Origin of the sequence: Stenotrophomonas sp. PFBMAA-4 (assembly GCF_030053215.1) — a bacterium.
Lineage (GTDB): Bacteria > Pseudomonadota > Gammaproteobacteria > Xanthomonadales > Xanthomonadaceae > Stenotrophomonas.
On record NZ_JASGBW010000004.1, the window covers coordinates 31593 to 54503 of the forward strand.

A 22911-nucleotide genomic window follows, 5' to 3' on the forward strand; every position below is an offset into this window, starting at 1 on the left:
CGCCCGGAATGAAAAAACCACGGCCCCGAAGGGCCGTGGTTGCAGTGCGGGGTTGATCCGATGGATCAGAAGCTCTGCTTGTACTGCATGTACACGAAGCGACCGATGTCGAAGCCGCCGTAGTACGAGTAGACCGAGTTCGGCTTGGTGTACATCACCGGACCCAGGCGGTTGAACACGTTGTTGGCGCCGACCGAGACGGTTGCGTTCCACGGCAGGGTGTAGCGCACCTGCACGTCATTGAAGGTGACCGAGCCGCGTTCGTTGTAGTTGCGTGCGCCCTTGTACCAGGGGGCATACACGCCCGGATCGGAGCACTCGTCAGGATGGTTCGGCAGGCTCAGGCACTGTTCCTTGACGCCGGAGAAGTAACGCGCGGTCCAGCTGACGCCGAAGTTCTCCAGATCCCAGCTGAGGGTTGCGTTGGAACGCACCCGGAAGCCGATGCCGGTATTGGCTGCGATGCCGTTGATCGTGGTCGGCACGGTGGCAACGTCATTGGACGAACGGTAGATGTTCGAGCTGACATAGGTGGTCGACCACGAGGCACCCAGCTTGCCGTAGGCGGTATCCAGGCGGTAGCTGACGTCCATGTCGTAGCCTTCGGTTTCGGCAAAGCCCGCATTGCGGTTGCCGAAGCGCAGGCCGGTGACGATGCCGGTAACCGGGTCACGCGAGAAGCGCGAGCAGCGCGATTCGATGTTCTGCTCGTAGCAGTCGATCAGGATCTGGTTCGGGCTGTCCGACACGATGGTGTTGTCGATGCGGATCTTCCACCAGTCCAGCGACACGTTGAAGTTGCTGATGAAGGTGGGGCTCCACACCACGCCCAGCGTGCGGCTGGTGGAGGTTTCCGGCAGCAGGCTCGGGTTGGAGCCCGAGGTGAACGCCACCGGGCTGGCGGCGCTCGAACCGCTGGTCGGCCTGTTGGTGCTGTCCAGCTGGCGGAAGGCCGCGACGTTGGCGATGTCCTGGGCGCAGCGTGCACGCACGGCGGCGTTGGAACGTGCCGAACCGTAGACGCTGTCGCAGGGATCGCTGAAGGTCGGGAAGGTTTCCGAGCCGCCACCGAACAGGTCGTTGATGGTCGGCGCACGGAAGCCTTCGGCCCAGGTACCACGCACCAGCAGCTGGTCGATCGGCTTCCACTTGAAACCGAACTTGCTGTTGAGGGTGTTGCCGAAGGTGTTGTAGTCGGAGAAGCGGGTGGCTGCGTTCAAGCTCAGCTCACGAGCACCCGGCAGGTCCGCCAGCACCGGCACGTTCAGCTCCAGGTACGCTTCCTTCACCTTGTACGCGCCACCGGTCGGGCCTGCGGCGAGGTTGGTGGTCGCGCCGGTCTGGGCCAGGGCATCGGGGATGAACTTGCCGGTTTCTTCGCGGTTTTCCACGCCGAATGCAAAGCCCAGATCGCCGGCCGGCAGGGTGAACAGGCTGCCGCTCAGGTTGGCGAACCAGTTCTTGGTCGTCGTCTGGCCAGTTGCGTTTTCCTCGGGGAACAGCCAGTCCTGCAGTGCCTGGTTGCCATCCAGCCCGTACGGATTCTGCACGCCGTAGGGAACCAGCGGGTTCCACACCATGCAGTTGGCCTTCGGTGCAGCAGCACTGCCGCACTCGACCTTGCCCGTGGCGGTATTCAGATAGGACGGGCCCACGGCATCAATGACGCGCTGCTTGTGCAGGTTGCCGGTGGTGTGCTGGGTCAGTTCATTCTTGCTGTACTGGTAACCCACGTCCCAGTCGAAGTAGCGCTCGCCCAGCTCGAAGCTGCCCTCGAAGCCGGCAACGGCACGGTAGGTCTTCAGCTCGCTGGTGCTTTCGCGCGGCAGTTCCCAGGTACGACGGTTCCAGGCCACCGAGGTCGGGGTGGCATAGCCGTTCTTGTTGCCGAACGGATTGAAGTAGCTGTCAATGGACATGTTGCCCGCAGCACCGGTTGCGCCCAGCGTGCTGGACGACAGCGGGTAGCCGGCGGTCACGCGGGTCGATTCGCGCTTGTTGTAGCCCAGTTCGGTCTTGAAACGGACGTCGTCGGTGATGTTGGCCGAGCCGGAGAAGAACACCGAATCACGCTTGATCGGATAGCTCAGGTGCATCTGATCATTGGTGTTGCTGACGTCGCCGGTGAAAGCGGTCGAGTCGGTCAGATGGTAGTTGCCCGGCTTGGTCGGGTCAGCGCCACGGTTCAACGAGTAGCCGCAGCCGGCGGTCGCCGTGCAGCCCGGACCGCGCAGGCCGGTGAACTGGCCCCACTGGCTGGTGGTGGTCCAGCCTTCGGTCGGGTGGCGGTCGGTGTTGCTGTACTGGCTGAAGCCGCGATCGCGTGCCCACACAGCCTTTTCTTCGGAGTGCTCGATGGCCAGGGTGGTCGAGAAGCGATCGTTGGACCAACCGGCCACGACGTCAACGCGGTCACGGGCGCCGTCACCCTCGCTGAACTGGCCGTGGTAGACGTTGGCGGTGATGCCGTTGACGTTGCTGCGGGTGATGATGTTGACCACACCGGCCATGGCATCGGAGCCGTAGATGGCCGACGCGCCGTCCTTCAGGATTTCCACGCGCTCGATCGCCGACACCGGCAGCACGGACAGATCCTGGTAACCGGAGGTGCTGATGCCCAGGCGCTTGCCATTGACCAGCACCAGCGTGCGCTGGGTGCCCAGGCCTCGCATGTCGACGTAGCTGCCGCCGGCGTTTTCGCCTGCGGTCAGCACGTTGGCGCGGCTGATGGTCGGGCTGCCCATGGCGGTGACGTTCTGCAGGATGTCCTGCACCGAACTGAAGCCCTGGCGCTCGATGTCCATGCGGCTCAGGGCCAGCACCGGCTGGGCGGTTTCCACGTCGACCTGGCGGATGCGCGAGCCCGTGATCTCGATGCGGTCCAGGGTGGTGGGTGCGCCTTCCTGGGCGAATGCGGGCAGCGCAATCGTTGCGGTGCCGACGATCAGGGCGTGGCGGATCGCCTTGCCCAGCACGGTGGTGCGTGAAGTCATCGCGTCTCTCTCTCTCAGAAGCTTCGGGTGCGGGGCCAAAGGAGCCCCGGCAAATGTCGGCTCGGGTCGAAAAGACTGAGCCGGTGACTTCGATTTATTCTCGTTCGTTAATCCGATGTAAAGAGGATGTGGCGAAATGTGTCAAAGGTTGTCGATTGAATTTCATCTAAACTTAATAAAAGCAAGACCTTAGGGTCATGTCGCAATCGCCAGATTCGGCACAGTGTGGAAGCCTGAATGCCCATTCAGTTTTGAAAGTGCGCAAACGCGCACACGAAGACGGCCCCGTCAGGGGCCGTCGTCAGGGCAGGCAGCGGCGGCTGGCCGGGGACTCCCGGCAGCGCGGATCAGGCCACGAAGGGGCGGAACTGGATGCCCAGCCCGGCCAGGCCCTCGGTCTCGCCGATCAGGTCGGCGCGCAGCAGCGGCCGCGGGTCGATGAACGCCTGCGGCACGATCAGCGACAGGCGGGTGTCGCCGGCGGTCAGTTCCAGCGCCGGCAGCGGCGCGTCTTCATGCGCGCGGTTGAGCAGCACGGCCAGCCGCAGCAGGGCGGTCAGGCGACGCGCGGTCAGCAGCAGGCGCTCGGGCAGGGCATCGAAGGCCGACTTGCCCACGCTGCGCCGATGGCTTCGCACCAGTGCGGCCAGCATCTGCTGTTCCTGCCGCGAGAAACCGGCGATGTCGGAGTTCTCCAGCACATAGCTGCCGTGCACGTGGTAACCGCTGTGGGCGATCATCAGGCCCAGCTCGTGCAGGCGCGCGGCCCAGCCGAGCATGCGGGCATCGTCGGCATCCAGTTTCCAGCGCTCCTGCACCTGCTCCAGCAGGGACAGGGCGGTGTCCTGCACGCGGTCGGCCTGCACGGTGTCGATGCCATAGCGCTGGGTCAGCGCCGCCACCGACTCGTCGCGCGGGTCGTTCTCGCCGGCGCGGCCGACGATGTCATACAGGATGCCCTCGCGCATGGCTGCCTTGCTGACCAGCAGCTTCTCCAGGCCCAGGGCCTGGAAGGCGGCTTCCAGCACCAGGATGCCACCGGCGATGATCGGGCGGCGGTCGGCGGACAGGCCGGGCAGCACGATGTCGTCGATCTTCTTGGCCTTCAGCAGTTCGTCGCGCAGCTGCGGCAGGGCCTCGGCGGTGATCGCGCCCTTGCTCAGCTTCATCGTGGCGCAGATTTCGCTGATCGCCTTGTGCGTGCCGGATGAGCCAAGGGCTTCCTGCCAGCCCAGCGCGCGGTACTTGCTGGCAAACGGCTGGAACTCACGGCCGATCTCGGCCAGTGCGTCCTTCCAGCGCTTGCGGCTGAGCTTGCCGCCAGGGAAGAAGCGGCGTGTGCTGGCAATGCAGCCGGCCTGCAGGCTTTCGCGCTCCAGCGTCTGCATGCCCTTGCCGATGATGAATTCGGTGGAGCCGCCACCGATGTCGATCACCAGGCGGCGCTGGTCGGCCTTGGGCGGCTGTGCATGGGCCACGCCGAGGTAGATCAGTCGCGCTTCTTCACGGCCGCTGACCACTTCGATGGCGTGGCCCAGCGCGGTTTCAGCCGGCACCAGGAAGGATTGCGGCGAACGCAGCTGGCGCACGGTGTTGGTGGCCAGGGCGCGCACGCGGTGCGGGGGCACGTTGCGGATGCGCTGGCCGAAGCGGGCCAGGCATTCCAGCGCGCGCTGCCGTGCGGCGGTGGACAGGCCGCCCTTGCCATCCAGGCCATCGGCCATGCGTACCGTTTCGCGCAGGCGGTCGATGACCCGCAACTGGCCGAGCGTGTAGCGCGCGATGACCATGTGGAAGCTGTTGGAGCCAAGGTCGATGGCGGCCAGCAGGTCGCCATCCTGCAATGCGGGCGGAGTCGTGGTGGTATGCGGCATGGACGAATGTTAGCCGAAGGGGCGGTGTGCTCGTCACCGCATCGCCTTCACATTTTGTAGGGGGAGTTCCGCGGGGGGCGGAGTGGGCCGCTTCCGTTGGTGGGTGCCGACCGTTGGTCGGCACGACTCGAGTCCCGACCCACGGCCGGGACCCACCGGGGCGGGCTACAGGCCCTGCATCAACGCCATCTGGGCCGAATGCGGCGCTTCGTCGTGGGCCGGGGTGCGCTTGTGGTAGATGCCCTCGGCATCCAGCTCCCAGGCGTTGAGGTTGTCGTCCAGGTAGTTCTGCAGCACTTCGCGGTACACGCGCTTGGCCAGATCCGGGTCGAGGATCGGGAAGCAGGTCTCGACCCGGCGCAGCAGGTTGCGTTCCAGCCAGTCGGCGCTGGCGCAGTACAGCTCCGGCGCACCGTCGTTGCCGAACCAGTACACGCGGCTGTGTTCCAGGAAGCGGCCGACGATCGAGCGCACGCGGATGTTGTCCGAGACGCCCGGCACGCCCGGGCGCAGGGTGCAGGCGCCGCGGATGATCAGGTCGATCTGCACCCCTGCCTGCGAGGCGGCGTACAGCGCGCGGATCACCTGCGGCTCGTTCAGTGCGTTCATCTTGGCGATGATGCGCGCCGGGCGGCCGGCAGCGGCGATGCGCGTCTCGCGTTCGATGCGCGCGAGGATGCCGGTGTGCAGGGTGAAGGGCGACTGCAGCAGGCGCTTGAGCTTCATCTTCGAGGCCAGCCCGGACAACTGCTGGAACAGCAGGTGCACGTCATTGCCGATGTCCGCATCGGCGGTGATCAGGCTGATGTCGGTGTACGCGCGGGCGGTGCCGCTGTGGTAATTGCCGGTGCCCAGGTGCACGTAGCGGCGCAGCTTGCGGCCCTCGCGGCGCACGATCAGCAGCATCTTGGCGTGGGTCTTGAACCCGACCACGCCATAGACCACCTGCACGCCGGCTTCCTGCAGGCGGTCGGCCAGGCCCAGGTTGGCTTCTTCGTCGAAGCGCGCGCGAAGCTCGACCACCACCGTCACGTCCTTGCCGTTGCGTGCGGCCTGGATCAGCGCATCGACAATCAGCGAATCCTTGCCGGTACGGTACAGGGTCTGCTTGATGGCCAGCACGTTCGGGTCCACCGCCGCCTGCTTGATCAGGTCCAGCACGGCGGTGAAGGCATCGAACGGATGGTGCAGCAGCAGGTCCTGGCGGCGGGTGATCTCGAAGATGCCGTCGCTGTCGCGCAGCGTGCGCGGGTTCATCGGCGGGTACTTCAGGTCCGGCTGCGGCACCAGGTCGTACAGTTGGATGATGCGGTTGAGGTTGACCGGGCCATCGATGCGGTACACCGCGTTTTCGGTCAGGCCGAAGTTCTGCAGCAGGGTACGCACGATGTCCTTCGGCGTGTCCTCGGCGATCTCCAGGCGCACCGCCGGCCGGTAGCCGCGGTCGACCAGTTCATCGCGCAGGGCCAGGGCCAGGTTCTCCACTTCTTCCTCGTCCACCACCAGCTCGGAATTGCGGGTGACGCGGAACTGGTAGGCGCCCTGGACTTCCATGCCGGGGAACAGCTCGTCGACGAAGGCCGACAGCACCGAGGACAGGAACACGAAGTTCTGCCCGCCGCCCAGGCTTTCCGGCAGCTGGATGATGCGCGGCAGCGAACGCGGCGCGCGCACGATGGCCAGGTGGCCGGCGCGGCCGAACGCATCGGTGCCCTTCAGCACGACGACGATGTTCAGCGACTTGTTGAGGATCTTCGGGAACGGATGCACCGGGTCCAGGCCCAGCGGCGACAGCACCGGCATGATCTCGTTGCGGAAGTACGCGCGCAGCCAGCGCTTCTGCCGGTGGTTCCAGGAATGGCGGCCGAGCACGCCGATGCCGGCCTCGGCCAGCGCCGGGCGCAGCGTCTCGTTCCAGCAGCGGTACTGCTGGTCCACCAGTTCGGCGGCGCGGTCGTGGATGGCGTTGAGAATGGCCTGCGGGCTCATGCCGTCCGGGGCCGGCGGCAGGCCGAATTCCTGCGCGTGGCGCACGGCGGCGGCGCGGATCTCGAAGAACTCGTCCAGGTTGGTGCAGGAGATGCACATGAAGCGCAGGCGCTCCAGCAGCGGCACCTGCGGATCCTTCGCCTGTGCCAGCACGCGGAAGTTGAAATCCAGCTGGGACAGTTCGCGGTTGATGTAGAGCGCCGGGTCACGCAGTGGATCGTTGTCCGGGCTCACGGGGAGGGGGAGGGATCCGAGGCTGCTCATGGCTTCATTCTTCGATGGAGGTCAGGGGGGCGGACTCGCGCGGGCGCACGTGGTCGGCATCGAAATGACAGGAGAACACCGAGCCCTTGCCCACTTCGCTTTCAATCTCCAGCCGTGCGTGGTGCAGGCCGAGGATGTGCTTGACGATGGACAGGCCCAGTCCGGTGCCACCGCTCTCGCGCGAGCGGCTGCTGGATACCCGGTAGAAACGTTCGGTCAGGCGCGGCAGGTGGGTGGCGGGAATGCCGTAGCCGCTGTCACGCACGGCCAGCACGACGCCGTCGCCTTCGCGGCGGAACTCCACGGCGATGCGGCCATCGGCCGGGGTATAGCGCACGGCGTTGGTGACCAGGTTGGAAAACGCGCTGTGCAGTTCCTTGGTCGAGCCCAGCAGGTCCACGCCGGCCAGGTCGTCGATGCTGATCTGGTGGCGGCCCTGGCTGTGCGCTTCGGCTTCGCGGCGCAGGGTGGCCAGCATCGGCTGCATCGCCACGGTCTCCGCTTCGCTGTGTTCCTGCGATTCCAGCCGCGACAGGGTCAGCAGGTCTTCCACCAGCTGGGCCATGCGCTGGCTCTGCTTGCGCATTTCTTCCAGCATCGGGCCGGTGCCGGGGAAGTCTTCCGGATCCATCATGTCCAGGTAGCCGTGCACCACGGTGAGCGGGGTCCGCAGTTCGTGGGACACGTTGGCGACGAAGTCGCGGCGCACCTGTTCCAGGCGCAGCAGCTTGCTGACATCGCGGGCGATCAGCAGCCAGTAATCGGAGGAATACGGAATCAGGCGCAGGTTCAGCCGGATTGCCGGATCCACCGGCGAGGGCACGTCCAGGATCGGTTCGGCATTGCGGCCGCCGGCCAGCCAGTGCGCCAGCGGCATCGGCTGCAGGCGCTCGACCAGGGCTTCACCCAGATCGCCGGGATGATGCAGGCCGAGCAGGGCGGTGGCCGCTTCGTTGAACCACTGCACGCGCTGGCTGTTGCGGTCCAGCACCACCACCGCATCGGGCAGGGCCGCAGCGGCGGCGCGGTAGCTGCGCAGCATGTCCAGCAGGCGGCGCTTGCGCACGCGCATTTCCACCTGGTTGCGGTACAGCAGGCGGTCCAGCTCGTTCCACACGCCGGATCCTTCCTCGGCGGTTTCCCAGCGCTGGCGCGCGGTCAGCCGGCGCAGCACGCGGCGCAGGCGCCAGTAATGCCAGGTCAGCGTGCCCAGTGCGGCCAGCGCGATGCACAGCCACAGGTGCCCACTGAACCACCCGACCACGCCGGCCAGCACCAATACCGCTGCCACGGAGGCCAGCGTCTTCAACCAGGCGGAGCGGATGTGGCGGGGCATTGCGGTCTCGTCGTTGGAGGCGGCGGTTCACGCGGTGAACCGAGGGTTATAGCAGAGTTGCCGACACCGGCACCGGCAGGTGCGCGGCGCCGGCACGACGAGGCTCAGGTTGCGGTGGAGAAGCGGTAACCGGCGCCGCGCACGGTCTGCACCATGTTCTCGGCATTGAACGGTTCCAGCGTCTTGCGCAGGCGGCGGATGTGCACGTCGATGGTGCGTTCTTCCACGTACACGCTGCCGCCCCACACATGGTCCAGCAGCTGGGCGCGGGTGTAGACGCGCTCGGGGTGGGTCATGAAGAAGTGCAGCAGGCGGTATTCGGTCGGGCCGATCGGCACCGGCTGGTCGTTGGCGAACACGCGGTGGGCGGCGCCGTCGATGCGGATCGGGCCGACCGCTACGCTGCCGTCCTCGTCATCGTCACGGGCGCGGCGCATGACGGCGCGGATGCGGGCCAGCAGTTCGCGTGCCGAGAAGGGCTTGACCACATAGTCGTCGACACCGGCTTCGAGGCCGCCGACGCGATCATTCTCTTCGCCGCGCGCGGTCAGCATGATGATCGGCACTTCGCGGGTCAGGGTTTCCTTGCGCCAGCGGCGGGCCAGGTCCAGGCCACTGGTGCCGGGCAGCATCCAGTCCAGCAGGATCAGGTCGGGGACGCGGTCGGCGATCGCGGTCTGGGCCTCGCGGGCATCGCCGGCGTGGACAGGTTCGTAATCGCCCTTGCGCAGGGCGAAGGCGACCATTTCGCGGATCGCGGGCTCGTCATCGACGATCAGGATGCGTTTCTGCACGAGGACACCGTAGGGCTCGGTTACTGGAGTGGTGCCAGTAGACTACGGTTTGATGACATGTTTGTGACTACCCGGCCGGGATCGGCGCTGATTGCCATGCCCCGGTCATGCGGCGCTCAGCGCCGGTCCAGCTCCGGGTCCTGCACGCCCTGGCGGCGCAGCTCCAGTACGGTCGGGGTGATCGTCTCGATGCGGGCGTCCACCCGCGCGCGGCCGACATAGTCCAGCTCGGGATTGCGCTTGAGCGCCTGCAGCTGCATCAGCGCCTGCTCCGGGCGGCCGCCGAGGAAGGCCGCCTCGGCATACGCCTCGCTGGCCCGCACGCTGTCCCCGGCCAGCTCGCTGGCGCGGGCGTAACGCTGCTGGAATACCGGATCGTTACCGCTTTGCGACAGCAGCGGCCGCAGCATCGCCTGCGCGCGCTGGCCGGCCTCGCGACCGCCCTGTTCATTCAGGATCTCGGCATAGGTCAGCGCCACCGGGCGGCTGTTGGGGTGCTCGCGCAGCATCTGTTCGAAACGCGCGTTGGCCTGGACCGGCTGACCGGCACGGGATTCGGCTTCACCCAGGGCCAGGGCCACGAACAGGCTGTCCGGATGGGTCTGCAGCAGGCTGGCCAGGGCCTGCCGGGCCTGGTTGGCGCCGCTGCGGCCGCCGCGCATGGCGGCCAGGGCCTGGCCATAGCGCTGGGCGTCGGTCAGGCCGTCCTTCTGGCGCCGGGCCAAGTCGGCGTACTCGCGCTCCAGGTCCGGCGTGGTGTCCGCGCTGAGAACCCGCAGGCGCTCGCGGGCCCAGTCGAAATCACCGCTGGCGCCGCGGCTGAGCTGGCCGATCGGCAGGCGCAGCACGGTGCTGGGCAGCAGCGGGTTGCTGCCACGCAGCAGCGGCTCGCCCAGGCTGGGGTCGGCCGGGTTCACCCGCTCCTTGCGCTCGCCGGTGGGGGTGCTGGTGGTCAGCAGCACCGTGTCCTTCTTCATCTGCTGTGCGCGCGCCTTGGCCTCGCTGATGCGGGTGGTGTTGACCGGGTGGGTCTGCAGGAAGTCCGGGGCCTGGTAGCCGCCGTCGTTGCCGCGCATGGCCGCCGACATCCGCTCGAAGAAGCCGGCCATGGCGTCCACGTCGTAGCCGCTGCGGGACAGGGTACGGATGCCCAGCCGGTCGGCCTCCGATTCGTTGGAGCGGGTGTAATTGATCTGCCGCTGCTGCATCAGGCCCATGCCCGAGCTGATCGCGGCCATGGTCGCGTTGCCGGAGGAGGTGCTGTTGCTGGCCTGGGCGGCGACCACTGCCGCCAGCATGCCCAGCAGGATCGGAATCTGGTCGCGCTGGGCGCGCTCGACCCCGCGCAGCACGTGCTGCTGGGTGACGTGGGCGATTTCGTGGGACAGCACCGCTGCCACCTCGTCCTCGCGCTCGGCGGTCAGCATCAGGCCGGCGTTGACCCCGATGTAGCCGCCCAGGGTCGCGAAGGCGTTGATCTGGCGGTCCTTCATGATGAAGAACGTATAGGGCTGGCGGGGCTGGTCGCTGTTGGAACCCAGCCGGGTACCCATGGTCTGCAGCCAGTCGTTGACCAGCGGGTCGTCCAGCAGGTAGCCGTAGTTGCGCAGCTCGCGCAGCATCATCGCGCCGTACTCGGCCTGCCGTGCCGGGGTCAGCAGCTCGCCGGCCGACGAGCCGATGTCCGGCAGCTTCTCCTGGGCCTGGGCCAACGGCATGGCCAGGGCCAGGGTGACGGCGGTAGACAGCAGCAGGGCTCGCAAGCGGGAGGTCCTCGGGCAGGGCGCGCCAAGCGTGGCAGGGCAGGGGGCAACCATTCGTTAATCCACAGTGTTGCGGTCGTGGCGTGGAAATTCCAGCACACCGGTACCATATATGGACCGTCGATCCATCGTGGAGTTTCCCGTGACAGCCCAGCCCGCTGGCGGTTCGCCCGCCATCACCATCTATTCCACCGCCGTCTGCCCGTACTGCGTGGCCGCCAAGAACTTCCTCAAGAGCAAGGGCCAGCAGTGGACCGAGGTCCGCATCGACCTGGACCCGGTCGAGCGCGAGAAGATGATGTCCCTGACCCGCCGCACCAGCGTGCCGCAGATCTTCGTCGGTGACGTCCATGTCGGCGGCTACGACGACATGATGGCCCTGCACCGTGAAGGCAAGCTCGAGCCGCTGCTGGCCGGGCAGGGCCAGGCATGAGCGCGGCCGACGACGGCAGCAAGGACCGCATCGCCGAATTCACCGATTTCCGCAAGCGCATGAACGAGCGCATCCTGGGCGAGCCGAACCAGGTGGTGCGGCGCTTCTTCGCCCTGGACACGCAGACCTACCAGGCCGGCGCGCTGGACGTGAAGACCAAGGAGCTGCTGGGCCTGGTGGCCTCGATGGTGCTGCGCTGCGACGACTGCATCAGCTACCACGTGGCCCAGTGCAAGGACGCCGGGGTGACCCGCGAGGAGTTCTTCGAGACCTTCTCGGTCGGCCTGGTGGTCGGCGGTTCCATCGTGATCCCCCACCTGCGCCGCGCGGTCGACTTCCTCGACCAGCTCGAAGGCGGCGCCGCCGCCCCGGAAGCGCACGAGCACTGAGGCAGCGCCGGCCGGCGGACACCTGAACAAACGGCCGCCGGACATGGCCCGGCGCTGCCGGACGCGCGCAGGGGCCTTTACCGCGATCTCTCAGCCCAGGAGCCCCTTCTTGTTGAAGGGGCGCGCCGACAGGCGGGGGTAGAGGAGGAATGCGCGGGCAATTCTGCCTGAGCCGGGGAGTGGGACCATGGTCTATTTGGGACCTCGGCCCCGGCTCAGGCATAATTGCGGGTGAAACTTCCTTAGCGCCGGCGTTTCCGGGCACGTCCGGACGGCGTATTCCCCCCTGTTCGGAACATCGATCAATGACGCAGAAAATTACGGTCATCCGCGGCGACGGCATCGGCCCGGAAATCATGGACGCCACCCTGTTCGTCCTCGACCAGCTCAACGCTGGCCTGGAGTACGAAGATGCGGACGCCGGCCTGGTGGCCCTGGAAAAGCACGGCGACCTGATGCCGGCGGTGACCCTGGAATCGATCGCGCGCAACAAGGTCGCGCTGAAGAGCCCGCTGACCACCCCGGTCGGTGGTGGCTTCACCTCGATCAACGTCAGCCTGCGCCGCCACTTCGACCTGTACGCCAACGTGCGTCCGGCCCACACCTTCCCGAACACCAAGTCGCGTTTCAACAACGTCGACCTGATCACCGTTCGTGAGAACACCGAAGGTGCGTACCTGGCCGAAGGCCAGGAAGTCTCGGCTGACGGCGAGACCGCCTTCTCCGGCACCCGCATCACCCGCAAGGGCTCCGAGCGCATCGTGCGCTACGCCTTCGAGCTGGCCCGCAGCGTCGGCCGCAAGAAGGTCACCGCCGTGCACAAGGCCAACATCATCAAGTCGACCTCGGGCCTGTTCCTGAACGTCGCCCGTGAAGTGGCCGCGCAGTACCCGGAGATCGAGTTCCAGGAAATGATCGTCGACAACTGCTGCATGCAGCTGGTGATGCGTCCGGAACAGTTCGACGTGATCGTGACCACCAACCTGTTCGGCGACATCATCTCCGACCTGTGCGCCGGCCTCGTCGGCGGCCTGGGCCTGGCTCCGGGTGCCAACATCGGCAAGGACGCGGCGATCTTCGAAGCCGTGCACGGCACCGCGCCGGACATCGCCGGCCAGGGCAAGGCCAACCCGTGCGCGCTGCTGCTGGCGGCCGCACAGATGCTGGACCATATCGGCCAGCCGGAAAACGCCGAGCGCCTGCGCAAGGCCATCGTGGCCACCATGGAAGCCAAGGATTCGCTGACCGGCGACCTCGGCGGCACCGGTACCACCATGAGCTTCGCCCAGGCCATCGCCAGCCGCCTGTAAGCGGCCGGCCAACCTCGGTTGATCCACAGCGGGGCGCCTTCGGGCGCCCCGTTGCGTTTATGGGCAACGGTGCGTTTTTCGCACAGATCATGTGCCCGGAGGCGGCTGGTTCGTGCGCCATACGCTCCGCATCCTGTGCCACATCCCATCGCACAGGAGTTGCCCCATGAACCTTTCCGCCTTCGGCCTGGCCAGCCTGATCGGCATGGCCGCCGCCGCACCGGTCGCCGCCGCCGAGCCGGCCCATCCCACCATCCGCCACATGGCCGGTGCCCCCTCGGCCACATCTCTCGATGCCGCGAAGACCGCGCTGCTGGTCATCGATTTCCAGAACGAATACTTCGATGCCAGCGCCGCGCCGGGCTTCGCCGGTGGCCGCATGGTCATTCCCGATGGCGTGGCTGCACTGCACCAGGCCGCGCGCGTGGTGCAGTTCGCCGACGCCCATGGCATCCGGGTGATCCACGTACAGCACGTGCTGCCGGCCGGCGCGCCGCTGTTCGCGCAGGACAGCGTCAATGCCGCCTTCCATCGCGATCTGCAGCCGCGCCAGGGCGAGACGGTGGTGCAGAAGGACAATGTCAGCGTGTTCGCCGGGGCTTCGGCCGCCGTGCTCGACACGGTGCTGCAGGACGCCGGCATCGATACCCTGCTGGTTACCGGCCTGCAGACCCATGCCTGCGTGGTGGGTGCAGCGCGCGATGCCGCTGCGGCGCCGCGCGGTTACCGGGTGATCGTGGCCGGCGATGCCACCGCCAGCCGCGACCTGGATCTGGCCGGCGGCCAGCGCATCGGTCATCGCGCGCTGCACGAAGCATCGCTGGCACAGATCGAAGATGCCTTTGGTGAGGTCATCAGCACCGAGGCGCTGCTGGCGCTGCCGGTGCGCAGGGCCGGCGACGGCGCTTGATAAGCTGGCGGGGCCCGCAGATCGCGGGCTCCGCTACCGGGAGCTGCCCTCGATGGATCACTTCGCCGCCCTGCGCGCGCTGCGCACCATCGTCGAAGCGGGCAGCTTCACGGCCGCTGCCGAGCGCCTGGGCACCACCCATTCGGCGATGTCGCGGCAGCTGCGGCAACTGGAAGAACACCTGCAGGTACGCCTGCTCGACCGCAACAGCCGCCGCCTGTCGCTGACGGAAGCCGGGCGTGACTACTACCGCGATGCCGTGGGCCTGCTTGATCGCCTGCAGGCCGCCGATGACCGCGCGCGCGCTGGGCAGGCCGAGCCCAGCGGCCGCCTGCGCATCAGCGTGCCGCAGGTGGTGGCCAGCCAGGAACTGCCGCACTGGCTGCCCGGATTCCTCGCCCGCTATCCGCAGGTCTCGCTGGATCTGTCCGCCGACGATCAACTGGTCGACGTGGTCGGCGGTGGCTTCGACCTGGCCCTGCGCATTGCGCCGTCACTGCCGGACAGCCAGCTGGTAGCGCGTGAGCTGGCCCGTTGCCCGCGCATCCTGGTTGCCGCACCGGCCTATGTGGCCCGGCATGGCCTGCCGCGTCAGGCGGCGGATCTTCAGCAGCACACGCTGCTGGGTTTCAGCCCGACCGCTGCCAGTGCGCCGTGGCAGCTGCAGGGGGCGCGCGGTGCCAGCGCCAGCATCGAGGCCGGCCAGCGCCTGCGCGTGGATGCCACGCCGGCCCTGCACGCAGCGGTGATGGCCGGCATGGGCATCAGCCTGTTCACGGCGTTGACCGTGCAGGAGGATCTGCGCGCCGGCCGCCTGATCCGCGTGCTGCCGGCCTGGAATGCCGGCCAGCGCTGCTACTTCGCGCTGTACCCGCATGCCCGTGCACTCGCACCGAAAGTGCGCGCGCTGGTCGATCACCTGGCGGCGCACTACGCTGCATGGACGGGCGCGGCAGAGTAGCCACGCCGCAGCAACGAGGAAGGTGATGGATCCGGTCTATCTGCTGGTGGCGGTCGGCGCGATCGTCGCGGGTTTCGTACAGGGGCTGTCCGGGTTCGCCTTCGGGATGGTGGCGATGTCCTTCTGGGCGTGGGGATTGGACCCGCGCCTGGCTGCGGCGCTGTCGGTATTCGGTGCGCTCACCGGCCAGCTGCTGGCAGTGTTCACCGTGCGGCGCGGCTTCAACCTGCGCCTGCTGCTGCCGTTCGTGCTGGGTGGCCTGGCCGGCATTCCGCTGGGCGTGCTGGTGCTGCCGCATCTGGACATGGCCTGGTTCAAGGCGTTGCTGGGTGGTTTTCTGGCGGTCTGGTGCCCGGTGATGCTGGTGGTGCGCCGGCTGCCGCCGATCACGGTCGGTGGGCGCATCGGCGACGCGGTGGCTGGCATGGCCGGTGGCGTGCTCAGTGGCATCGGCGGGTTCGCCGGGCCGGTGCCGACGCTGTGGAGCACGCTGCGCGGCTTCGGCAAGGACGAGCAGCGCGCGGTCATCCAGAACTTCAACCTGGCCATGCTGGCGGTGACCATGGCCACCTACGTGGGCAATGGCATGGTCACCCGGCAGATGCTGCCGTACTTCGCCATCGTGGCCCCGGCCATGCTGGTGCCGACCCTGCTGGGCGCGCGCCTGTACATCGGCATCAGTGAAGCGCGCTTCCGGCAGATCGTGCTGGGCCTGCTGACCGCCTCCGGCATCGCCCTGCTGTGCTCGGCGCTGCCGGTGTTGCTGTCGCGCTGAGGCTCAGGCCGGGCGGAACATGCGGAAACGCTGTTCGGCGCTGACCCGGAAGTAATCGGCCGGGCCGCCACCGCGCAGGATCGGGTCGGCAGCGGCGGTGTCATAGATGCCATCGACCAGCAGCCGCGCATCGATATGCACCGCCACTACCTCGCCCAGCACCAGCCAGCCGTTGGTGTCCTGGCCGGCGGCATCGCGCAGGCGCACGATCTGCGTGCAGCGGCATTCCATGCTGACCGGGCTCTGCGCCACGCGCGGCGGGCGTACCTGGGTGGACGCCAGCGGCGCCAGTCCCGCCAGGCTGAACTCATCGACCTCCGGCGCGACCGCGCGGCAGCTTTCGTTCATCGCCTCGGCCAGGTCGAAGGTGGCCAGGTTCCAGACGAATTCGCCGGTGGCCTCGATGTTGTGCAGCGAGTCTTTGCGGCCCTGGCTGGAGAAGCCGATGATCGGCGGGGTGTAGTTGAATGCGTTGAAGAAGCTGTACGGCGCCAGGTTCAGGGCGCCCTCGGCATCGCAGCTGGAGATCCAGCCGATCGGGCGCGGGCCGATGATGGCGTTGAACGGATCGTGCGGCAGGCGGTGGCCGTCGGCCGGGCGGTAGCTGTGGAAAGTGTCGGACATGGGGTGGGGGTTCCGTAGAGTCGAGCTTGCTCGACGGGTTTTCTGTAGAGCCGAGCCCATGCTCGGCTGCATTTGCGCCTGGAGCAGCCGAGCATGGGCTCGGCTCTACCACCCCTCCGCTCCAAGAAAAAGCCGCGACCCTTGCGGATCGCGGCTTGTCGTTTACGGCTTGATTGGACTCAGCGCTGCTGGATCTTCGACAGCAGGCGCAGGAATTCCACGTACAGCCAGACCAGGGTCACCATCAGGCCGAATGCGCCATACCACTCCATGTACTTCGGCGCGCGCTGGGCCACGCCGGTCTCGATGAAATCGAAATCCAGCACCAGGTTCAGCGCGGCCACCACCACCACGAACAGGCTGAAGGCGATGCCCAGCAGGCTGGCGTCATGGATCATCGGCACGTTGATGTTGAAGAAGCCCAGCACGAACGAGGCCAGGTAGAGCAGGGCGATGCCACCGGTGGCGGCGACCACGCCCAGCTTGAAGTTCTCGGTGACCTTGATCAGGCCGCTGCGGTAGGCGAACAGCAGGGCGAACAGGGTGCCGAAAGTCAGCAGCACCGCCTGGAACACGATGCCCGGGAACTTCATGTTGAACAGGGCCGAGATGGCGCCCAGGAACAGGCCTTCCACCAGCGCGTACATCGGCGCGGTGACCGGCGACCATTCCTTCTTGAAGATGGTCACCAGTGCCAGCACCAGGCCGCCGATCGCGCCGCCCATGGCGTACAGCTTGGCGCTGGGCATCACCTCGCCGAGCGGGTTGATCGACTGGTTCCAGGCGAAGGCGGCGGTCAGCACGGTCAGCAGCAACAGGATGCCGGTCTTGTTGACGGTGCCGTTGAGGGTCATCGCCTGGTCGGGGTGGGTCACCACCGAGCCGCTGGCCAGATCGAGGAAAGTCGACTCGGAAAGAGCCGGGTTGCCGCTGCGCATGCGAGATCTCCGTGCGAAAGGGGTGGTTACGGCCATCCGGCCGATTGCCGCGAGCATAGCCCATGGCCGGGCAGGGTGGCGTAGCGGCGGCACGTGGCCGGGCCGGCCGCGTTGACAGGCTGCGCTGCGCTTGTTCACAATGACCAGCTCCCCGGGCCCTGCCCGAGGGGATTGCAGTGCCGGGGTATAGCGCAGTCTGGTAGCGCGCCTGCTTTGGGAGCAGGATGTCGGGGGTTCGAATCCCTCTACCCCGACCAATCCCACTACGTCGGATTGGACGCCGTTCCGGTTCGGGCGCCCGTAGCTCAACTGGATAGAGCACCGGCCTTCTAAGCCGGCGGTTACAGGTTCGATTCCTGTCGGGCGCGCCATTGCAGGAAAGCTTTCCTGACTTCCGGCGCATGGCCCTCTTCATGCCCGCCCGTTACACTCATTGCTCGGACAAGGCCGTCCGGGGCAGCGCGTTGTCCGCATTTCGTGCCCCATCAAAGGAGTGAGACGCATGACGGAACAGGCAGCCCGGGACAACGACCTCGCCGCGGAAGTGCAGCGCCTGCGCAGCAGCCAGCGGCGGCTTTCGCTGTACTGCGGCGGCGTCACCCTGCTGGCGGTGGCCGGCCTGCTGATGGGGGCCAGTGCCCATCGCGATGCCTCGTTCGATGTCATCGATGCGCAGCGCATCAACATCCGCGAACCTGACGGCACCCTGCGCCTGGTCGTGTCCAATCGCGCGCGTTTCCCCGGTGGCTTCATGAAGGGCGAGGAGATCACCGCGCACAAGCGGCCCATGGCCGGCATGCTGTTCCTCAATGACGAGGGCACCGAGAACGGTGGCCTGATCTTCAACGGTGCGCTGGGCAAGGACGGGCGCCCGGACAGCGGGATGAGCCTCACCTTTGATCGTTACCAGCAGGACCAGCAGCTGCAGTTGCTGGGGCTGGACGGTCCGGAGGGCAGTTTCGCGGGGTTGATGTTCAACGACGTGGCCGATGGCCTGAGACGCCCGATTTTTTCGGCCGATGACGAGCGCCTGGCCAAGGCGGGCGAGGAGGCAATCACCCGTCGCGTATTCCTCGGCAAGTCCGGTTCGCGCAACGCGATGCTGCAGTTGCTGGATGCAAAGGGGAATCCGCGCCTGCAGTTGCAGGTCACGCCGAAGGGCGAGGCGACGCTGGCGTTCCTGGATGAAGCAGGCGAAACGACCCGGGTCATCTCGGCCAGCGATCCCTGAGTGGCAGGTGCCGTCGGCCCCGGGCAGGCCCCTGCACATCAATGTGAAGAAGTGCTTGCAATTCCCGCGCGACTCCCGGAAAATGCCGGACTCGCTTCGGGGGACGGAACTTCTGCTTCCGCCCAACCAAGGCAACGTATCAGGCTCCAGCGCCAGCCGCATCGGCGATGAAGCAAAGTTTCAGTGGTGGCTGTAGCTCAGTTGGTTAGAGTACCGGATTGTGATTCCGGTGGTCGGGGGTTCGAATCCCCTCAGCCACCCCACTGTTTCAACCGCATCGGCAGCGCCGACACGGTATTGCAATAAACAGAATGCACGCTATAATGTGCGTCTGAGTTTCAAGGGCTGTTAGCTCAGTTGGTAGAGCAGTTGACTCTTAATCAATAGGTCCAAGGTTCGAATCCTTGACAGCCCACCAAGACGGAAGCCACCTGGTATGCCAGGTGGCTTTTTTCTTCAGATAGTGCGGTACCCGGAGCAGTGCGGACGTCAACGATGTTGAACGAAGTGCTTGCATCCCCCAGGCGGATGGGGTCATAATTCGCGCCCCGATTTCGGGCTGTTAGCTCAGTTGGTAGAGCAGTTGACTCTTAATCAATAGGTCCAAGGTTCGAATCCTTGACAGCCCACCAGACGAAAGCCACTTGGTTCGCCAAGTGGCTTTTTTCTTGCCTGCGATCAGGTGATCGGCGGTAGTCGCGCATCCACGCTTGAAACTGGGTTACATGCGTCATCAGTGTTTTCAATGCTGTGCACTGCATCTCACCGATCGCACTTCGCATCATTCCCAATGAATGTTCCGCGCCAGTGGCGCATGCAGGTGGAGTGAGCGTTGATGATTGCAATGAAACCGAATGCAGGGCTGATCGTGTCTGGCGCGCTGCTGCTCGCGCTGGTGGGCTGCACGGCGGGCGAGCCGCCTGCGACCGCCGAAGATCACGCGCAGACGGTGGAGCGCGGTGCGGGTACGGACATGGTGCCGGGGAAGCCGGCAGTGCCATCGGAAGAAGACGGCGCAATGCCCGAGGCGGTCGAGGTCACCCGCGCAGCGGACGGTTCCTCGGCCGAGCTGCGCAAAGCCGATCCTGCAGCGGCGCCGTCCTCGTCTGCACCGGCCCAGCCAGCGCAGTAATCCCACCGGGCCCGCGGTGGCTCAGGCCATCCGGGCCCGCGCCGGCACCGCACGCAGTCGCGGCAGGCGGCGTCCCGTTTCGTAGGCCAGCAGCGGCAGCGCCCAGCTCAGCACCAGCAGGCTGGGCACCATCACCAGCGGCGATGCCAGCTGCATCAGCGGCGGTACCAGCAGGAACAAGCGGAAGACCGCCGGCGACAGGGTCACCAGGTAGCTGCGCAGCATCCAGCGCCGATGGGCGTCGATCTCGCCGCGGCGGATCGTGCGGTAGCCGCGCAATGACGTGATCAGCCAGGCAAGGCCGGTGGCAGCAAACGCGAGTTTCAGTGCCAGCCAGCCCTGGGTCGTGATGAGCAGCCCGACCACGGCGGCACTGCCCAGCAGGATGCCCAGCAGGTAGGTGCGCCCCAGCCAGCGGTGCAGGGCGGGCCAGCGCCGGCGCAACGCCGCCACGAACTGGCTGGCCCCCGCCAGCATGGCCAGGCTGCCGCCGGTGATGTGCAGCCACAGCCAGCTGCGCCGGTCCCAGAACATGCCGTAGGCCTCGGGCGTCACCTGCACATAGCGCTGCGCGGTGGCCCACAGGAAGTGCCCGGCCACGGCCAGGCCCAGAAGCCAGAAGGTGGCCTTCCACCAGGCGTTCCAGGTGCGCGGGGAGGGCGCGGCAGTGCTGATGTGCTCCATCGGGATGTCCGGCCAGGGCAGTCTGGCGAGTCTGCGCGAAATGCGTTGATCCGCACATTCAGCTTTGTCACGCCTTTCGCTTTCCAGCCCCGCCTGCGACAATGAACCCCTGTGCCGGCCACGCGAAAGTGGCGGAATTGGTAGACGCCCTGGATTTAGGTTCCAGTGTCGCAAGGCGTGGGGGTTCGAGTCCCCCCTTTCGCACCAGTGCCGGCCTGTCCCCGCCCTGATCGGGCTCCCTGCGGCCCCTTGACCGCCACGCGCTGGCAGTGCAGGCCGAATTGGGCGAAACTAAAGGGCTGCGGCAAGCAGGCGCGTCCCAGACGTCGTGTCCTTACAACCGTTTCATCCCAATCATCGAGCCGGGGGCGTGGGCCACCGGTGGCAGGAGTCAACATGCAAGCTTCGATCGAAACCATCGGCAACCTGGAACGCCGCCTGAGCTTCTCGCTGCCGGAAGACCGTCTGCAGAGCCACATCAACGGCCGCCTGGGCGAAATCGCCCGTACCACCCGCATCAAGGGCTTCCGTCCGGGCAAGGTGCCGGCCAAGGTGATCGAGCAGCGCTTCGGCGCGCAGGTCCGTGGCGAGGCGCTGGACGGCCTGCTGCGCGAAACCTTCGATGCCGCCGTGCGCGAGCACGACCTGCGCATCGTCGGCAGCCCGCGCATCGACAAGGGCGAGGAAGGTGAATTCTCCTTCGTGGCCACCGTCGAAGTGGTGCCGGACTTCGGCGACATCGACGTCAGCAAGCTGACCGTGGTGCGCCACACCGCTGAAATCACCGACGCCGACATCGACCAGATGATCGAGAACCTGCAGAACCAGCGTCGCACCTGGGCCCCGGTCACCCGTGGCGCGCAGGACGGCGACCTGGTCGCGCTGGAAACCTGGTCGCAGGCCGGCGAAGAGCGCCTGCCGGCCGAAGGCACCGAGAAGGGTTCGATCGTGCTCGGCCAGGGCATGATGTTCGAAACCATCGAAAAGGGCCTGGTCGGCCTGGCCAAGGGCGAAGAAAAGACCCTGGACGTCGAGTTCCCGGCTGACTGGCGCGTGCCGGTGCTGGCGGGCAAGACCGTGCAGGTCACCGTCAAGGTCGTCGAGCTGTCCGAGCCGGTCGTGCCGGCCGTCGATGAAGCCTTCATCAAGAGCTTCGGCGTGAAGGGCGGCGACGTCGAGCAGTTCCGCAGCGACATCCGCGCCAACCTGGAGCGCGAGCTGAAGGGCGCCCTGATGAACCGCCTGCGCCGCGAAGTGGGCGAGCAGCTGATCGCCGCTTACGCGTCGGTGGAAATGCCGCCGCGCCTGGTCGAGAACGAAGCCCGCGCCATGCTGGCCCAGCAGGTCGAGCAGGCCCGCCGCAACGGCCAGAACGTCGGTGACGTCCCGGCCGATGCCCACGAAGGCTTCAAGGATGCCGCTGCCAAGCGCGTGCTGGTCGGCCTGGTGGTGGGCGAAGTGGCCCGCACCAACGACCTGCGCCTGGAGCCCAAGCGCCTGAATGAAACGATGCGTCTGATCGCTTCGACCTACGAAGAGCCGGAGCAGGTCATTGAGATGTACCGCAACGACCCCCAGCTGATGTCTGGCCTGCAGAACCGCGTGATGGAAGAGCAGGTGATCGACTGGATCGCCGAGCGTGCCCAGCACACCGAAGAAAAGCTGTCGTTCCAGGACGCGATCCGCCAGTAATACGGGGCGGATCTCCCCATACCCCGCGCCTGCCCTGGCGCGGGGGTGTTTCCCCCAAGACAGGTACCTCACGAAATGGACAACCGGACCAAAGCCCTGAACATGGTTCCCATGGTGGTCGAGCAGACCAGCCGCGGCGAGCGTGCCTACGACATCTATTCGCGCCTGTTGAAGGAGCGCCTGATCTTCCTCGTGGGCCCGATCGATGATCACATGGCCAACGTGGTGGTGGCGCAGCTGCTGTTCCTGGAAGCGGAAAACCCGGAAAAGGACATCAGCATCTACATCAACTCGCCGGGTGGCGTGGTCACCGCCGGCATGGCGATCTACGACACCATGCAGTACATCAAGCCGGACGTGAGCACCATCTGCGTCGGCCAGGCCGCCTCGATGGGCGCACTGCTGCTGGCTTCGGGCGCTGCCGGAAAGCGTTATGCGCTGCCGAACTCGCGCGTGATGATCCACCAGCCGCTGGGCGGCTTCCAGGGCCAGGCCACGGACATCGACATCCATGCCCGTGAAATCCTGACCCTGCGTTCGCGCCTGAACGAAGTGCTGGCCAAGCACACCGGCCAGTCGCTGGAAACGATTGCCCGCGACACCGAGCGCGACAACTTCAAGAGCGCGGTCGACTCGGTGGCCTACGGCCTGGTCGACCAGGTGCTGGAGCGTCGTCCGGAAGAGTCGATCCAGGCCGGTTGATCGGCCTTCACGGGGCCAGGGAGGCCCCGTTCCTGCAGGGTCGGACCGGGACTGGTGTCCCTCCGGCCCTGTGCTATTCTCGAATCGAACCCCCGTTCAGCGGGTGGGGTAACTGGG

The 22911-nt window shown here is 66.6% G+C and carries 19 protein-coding genes and 6 tRNA genes; 16 read left to right on the plus strand and 9 right to left on the minus strand.

Annotated elements, in window-relative coordinates; genetic code table 11:
• Positions 1 to 65: 65 nt before the first annotated feature.
• The 6 genes from QMZ26_RS03940 to QMZ26_RS03965 form a co-directional block, all read right to left on the minus strand.
• Positions 66 to 2993 carry a TonB-dependent receptor gene (locus QMZ26_RS03940; protein ID WP_283220644.1) on the minus strand — a complete coding sequence of 976 codons (2928 nt, stop codon included), beginning with the start codon at positions 2991 to 2993 and terminating at the stop codon, positions 66 to 68.
• Positions 2994 to 3340: 347 nt separating this feature from the next.
• Positions 3341 to 4867 (minus strand): exopolyphosphatase, encoded by a 1527-nt coding sequence (gene ppx / locus QMZ26_RS03945; protein ID WP_283220645.1) that lies wholly within the window; start codon positions 4865 to 4867, stop codon positions 3341 to 3343.
• Between the two features lie 165 nt (positions 4868 to 5032).
• Positions 5033 to 7120 (minus strand): polyphosphate kinase 1, encoded by a 2088-nt coding sequence (gene ppk1, locus QMZ26_RS03950; protein ID WP_283220646.1) that lies wholly within the window; start codon positions 7118 to 7120, stop codon positions 5033 to 5035.
• A gap of 4 nt (positions 7121 to 7124) precedes the next feature.
• Positions 7125 to 8456, minus strand: a complete 1332-nt coding sequence (phoR, locus tag QMZ26_RS03955) for a phosphate regulon sensor histidine kinase PhoR (protein WP_200733267.1) — start codon at positions 8454 to 8456, stop codon at positions 7125 to 7127.
• Between the two features lie 104 nt (positions 8457 to 8560).
• On the minus strand, positions 8561 to 9250 hold the full coding sequence (gene phoB, locus QMZ26_RS03960) for a phosphate regulon transcriptional regulator PhoB (RefSeq protein ID WP_079220798.1): 690 nt from the start codon (positions 9248 to 9250) through the stop codon (positions 8561 to 8563).
• A 116-nt stretch (positions 9251 to 9366) separates the two neighbouring features.
• A complete protein-coding gene (locus QMZ26_RS03965; RefSeq protein ID WP_283220647.1) occupies positions 9367 to 11067 on the minus strand; it encodes a M48 family metalloprotease in 1701 nt (566 codons plus the stop codon).
• A gap of 88 nt (positions 11068 to 11155) precedes the next feature.
• Between QMZ26_RS03965 and grxC the strand changes: the two genes are divergently transcribed.
• The 6 genes from grxC to QMZ26_RS03995 all read left to right on the plus strand — a co-directional run bounded on the left by grxC (position 11156) and on the right by QMZ26_RS03995 (position 15791).
• On the plus strand, positions 11156 to 11446 hold the full coding sequence (gene grxC / locus QMZ26_RS03970; protein WP_079225103.1) for a glutaredoxin 3: 291 nt from the start codon (positions 11156 to 11158) through the stop codon (positions 11444 to 11446).
• Positions 11443 to 11835: a carboxymuconolactone decarboxylase family protein gene (locus QMZ26_RS03975; protein WP_046986956.1), complete on the plus strand. Its 393-nt coding sequence runs from the start codon at positions 11443 to 11445 to the stop codon at positions 11833 to 11835. The genes grxC and QMZ26_RS03975 overlap by 4 nt, the downstream gene beginning before the upstream one ends.
• A 305-nt stretch (positions 11836 to 12140) precedes the next feature.
• The gene (locus QMZ26_RS03980) at positions 12141 to 13145 is read left to right on the plus strand and encodes an isocitrate dehydrogenase (RefSeq protein WP_283220648.1); all 1005 of its coding nucleotides are present in this window, start codon (positions 12141 to 12143) and stop codon (positions 13143 to 13145) included.
• A 166-nt stretch (positions 13146 to 13311) separates the two neighbouring features.
• Entirely contained in the window at positions 13312 to 14055 is a 744-nt protein-coding gene (locus QMZ26_RS03985; RefSeq protein ID WP_283220649.1) for a cysteine hydrolase, read from the plus strand.
• A gap of 52 nt (positions 14056 to 14107) precedes the next feature.
• On the plus strand, positions 14108 to 15016 hold the full coding sequence (locus QMZ26_RS03990) for a LysR family transcriptional regulator (RefSeq protein WP_283220650.1): 909 nt from the start codon (positions 14108 to 14110) through the stop codon (positions 15014 to 15016).
• A 25-nt stretch (positions 15017 to 15041) separates the two neighbouring features.
• Positions 15042 to 15791 (plus strand): sulfite exporter TauE/SafE family protein, encoded by a 750-nt coding sequence (locus tag QMZ26_RS03995; protein WP_283220651.1) that lies wholly within the window; start codon positions 15042 to 15044, stop codon positions 15789 to 15791.
• A gap of 3 nt (positions 15792 to 15794) precedes the next feature.
• Here QMZ26_RS03995 and QMZ26_RS04000 read toward each other — a convergent pair whose 3' ends face one another.
• Both QMZ26_RS04000 and QMZ26_RS04005 read right to left on the minus strand, forming a co-directional pair.
• Positions 15795 to 16415: a flavin reductase family protein gene (locus QMZ26_RS04000; protein WP_283220652.1), complete on the minus strand. Its 621-nt coding sequence runs from the start codon at positions 16413 to 16415 to the stop codon at positions 15795 to 15797.
• A gap of 179 nt (positions 16416 to 16594) precedes the next feature.
• Entirely contained in the window at positions 16595 to 17353 is a 759-nt protein-coding gene (locus QMZ26_RS04005; protein ID WP_200733273.1) for a Bax inhibitor-1/YccA family protein, read from the minus strand.
• 180 nt (positions 17354 to 17533) lie between these two features.
• On the opposite strand from QMZ26_RS04005, the gene QMZ26_RS04010 reads away from it, so the two are divergent.
• The 7 genes from QMZ26_RS04010 to QMZ26_RS04040 all read left to right on the plus strand — a co-directional run bounded on the left by QMZ26_RS04010 (position 17534) and on the right by QMZ26_RS04040 (position 19716).
• A tRNA-Pro gene (locus tag QMZ26_RS04010) sits at positions 17534 to 17610 on the plus strand.
• 37 nt (positions 17611 to 17647) lie between these two features.
• Positions 17648 to 17724, plus strand: a tRNA-Arg gene (locus tag QMZ26_RS04015).
• Positions 17725 to 17855: 131 nt separating this feature from the next.
• Entirely contained in the window at positions 17856 to 18584 is a 729-nt protein-coding gene (locus QMZ26_RS04020; RefSeq protein ID WP_283220653.1) for a hypothetical protein, read from the plus strand.
• Between the two features lie 186 nt (positions 18585 to 18770).
• Positions 18771 to 18847, plus strand: a tRNA-His gene (locus QMZ26_RS04025).
• Between the two features lie 79 nt (positions 18848 to 18926).
• Positions 18927 to 19002: transfer RNA gene (locus tag QMZ26_RS04030), tRNA-Lys, on the plus strand.
• A gap of 138 nt (positions 19003 to 19140) precedes the next feature.
• Positions 19141 to 19216: transfer RNA gene (locus QMZ26_RS04035), tRNA-Lys, on the plus strand.
• Between the two features lie 212 nt (positions 19217 to 19428).
• The gene (locus QMZ26_RS04040; RefSeq protein ID WP_283220654.1) at positions 19429 to 19716 is read left to right on the plus strand and encodes a hypothetical protein; all 288 of its coding nucleotides are present in this window, start codon (positions 19429 to 19431) and stop codon (positions 19714 to 19716) included.
• 21 nt (positions 19717 to 19737) lie between these two features.
• Here the strand turns inward: QMZ26_RS04040 and QMZ26_RS04045 are convergent, their stop codons facing one another.
• Positions 19738 to 20400, minus strand: a complete 663-nt coding sequence (locus QMZ26_RS04045) for a DUF2306 domain-containing protein (RefSeq protein ID WP_283220655.1) — start codon at positions 20398 to 20400, stop codon at positions 19738 to 19740.
• 122 nt (positions 20401 to 20522) lie between these two features.
• On the opposite strand from QMZ26_RS04045, the gene QMZ26_RS04050 reads away from it, so the two are divergent.
• The 3 genes from QMZ26_RS04050 (at position 20523) to clpP (ending at position 22794) form a co-directional block, all read left to right on the plus strand.
• Positions 20523 to 20607 (plus strand) — tRNA-Leu (locus QMZ26_RS04050).
• 189 nt (positions 20608 to 20796) lie between these two features.
• Positions 20797 to 22092 (plus strand): trigger factor, encoded by a 1296-nt coding sequence (gene tig, locus QMZ26_RS04055; RefSeq protein ID WP_079220810.1) that lies wholly within the window; start codon positions 20797 to 20799, stop codon positions 22090 to 22092.
• A 75-nt stretch (positions 22093 to 22167) separates the two neighbouring features.
• Positions 22168 to 22794 carry an ATP-dependent Clp endopeptidase proteolytic subunit ClpP gene (gene clpP / locus QMZ26_RS04060; protein ID WP_079220811.1) on the plus strand — a complete coding sequence of 209 codons (627 nt, stop codon included), beginning with the start codon at positions 22168 to 22170 and terminating at the stop codon, positions 22792 to 22794.
• Positions 22795 to 22911: the final 117 nt, after the last annotated feature.

Excerpts from the sequence above, each read along its gene's own strand:
- QMZ26_RS03940 (WP_283220644.1), bottom strand. The coding sequence starts at position 2,993 with ATGACTTCACGCACCACCGTGCTGGGCAAGGCGATCCGCCACGCCCTG.
- ppx (WP_283220645.1), bottom strand. The coding sequence starts at position 4,867 with ATGCCGCATACCACCACGACTCCGCCCGCATTGCAGGATGGCGACCTG.
- ppk1 (WP_283220646.1), bottom strand. The coding sequence starts at position 7,120 with ATGAGCAGCCTCGGATCCCTCCCCCTCCCCGTGAGCCCGGACAACGAT.
- phoR (WP_200733267.1), bottom strand. The coding sequence starts at position 8,456 with ATGCCCCGCCACATCCGCTCCGCCTGGTTGAAGACGCTGGCCTCCGTG.
- QMZ26_RS03965 (WP_283220647.1), bottom strand. The coding sequence starts at position 11,067 with ATGGTTGCCCCCTGCCCTGCCACGCTTGGCGCGCCCTGCCCGAGGACC.
- QMZ26_RS03975 (WP_046986956.1), top strand. The coding sequence starts at position 11,443 with ATGAGCGCGGCCGACGACGGCAGCAAGGACCGCATCGCCGAATTCACC.
- QMZ26_RS03980 (WP_283220648.1), top strand. The coding sequence starts at position 12,141 with ATGACGCAGAAAATTACGGTCATCCGCGGCGACGGCATCGGCCCGGAA.
- QMZ26_RS03985 (WP_283220649.1), top strand. The coding sequence starts at position 13,312 with ATGAACCTTTCCGCCTTCGGCCTGGCCAGCCTGATCGGCATGGCCGCC.
- QMZ26_RS03990 (WP_283220650.1), top strand. The coding sequence starts at position 14,108 with ATGGATCACTTCGCCGCCCTGCGCGCGCTGCGCACCATCGTCGAAGCG.
- QMZ26_RS03995 (WP_283220651.1), top strand. The coding sequence starts at position 15,042 with ATGGATCCGGTCTATCTGCTGGTGGCGGTCGGCGCGATCGTCGCGGGT.
- QMZ26_RS04000 (WP_283220652.1), bottom strand. The coding sequence starts at position 16,415 with ATGTCCGACACTTTCCACAGCTACCGCCCGGCCGACGGCCACCGCCTG.
- QMZ26_RS04005 (WP_200733273.1), bottom strand. The coding sequence starts at position 17,353 with ATGCGCAGCGGCAACCCGGCTCTTTCCGAGTCGACTTTCCTCGATCTG.
- QMZ26_RS04020 (WP_283220653.1), top strand. The coding sequence starts at position 17,856 with ATGACGGAACAGGCAGCCCGGGACAACGACCTCGCCGCGGAAGTGCAG.
- QMZ26_RS04040 (WP_283220654.1), top strand. The coding sequence starts at position 19,429 with ATGAAACCGAATGCAGGGCTGATCGTGTCTGGCGCGCTGCTGCTCGCG.
- QMZ26_RS04045 (WP_283220655.1), bottom strand. The coding sequence starts at position 20,400 with ATGGAGCACATCAGCACTGCCGCGCCCTCCCCGCGCACCTGGAACGCC.
- tig (WP_079220810.1), top strand. The coding sequence starts at position 20,797 with ATGCAAGCTTCGATCGAAACCATCGGCAACCTGGAACGCCGCCTGAGC.
- clpP (WP_079220811.1), top strand. The coding sequence starts at position 22,168 with ATGGACAACCGGACCAAAGCCCTGAACATGGTTCCCATGGTGGTCGAG.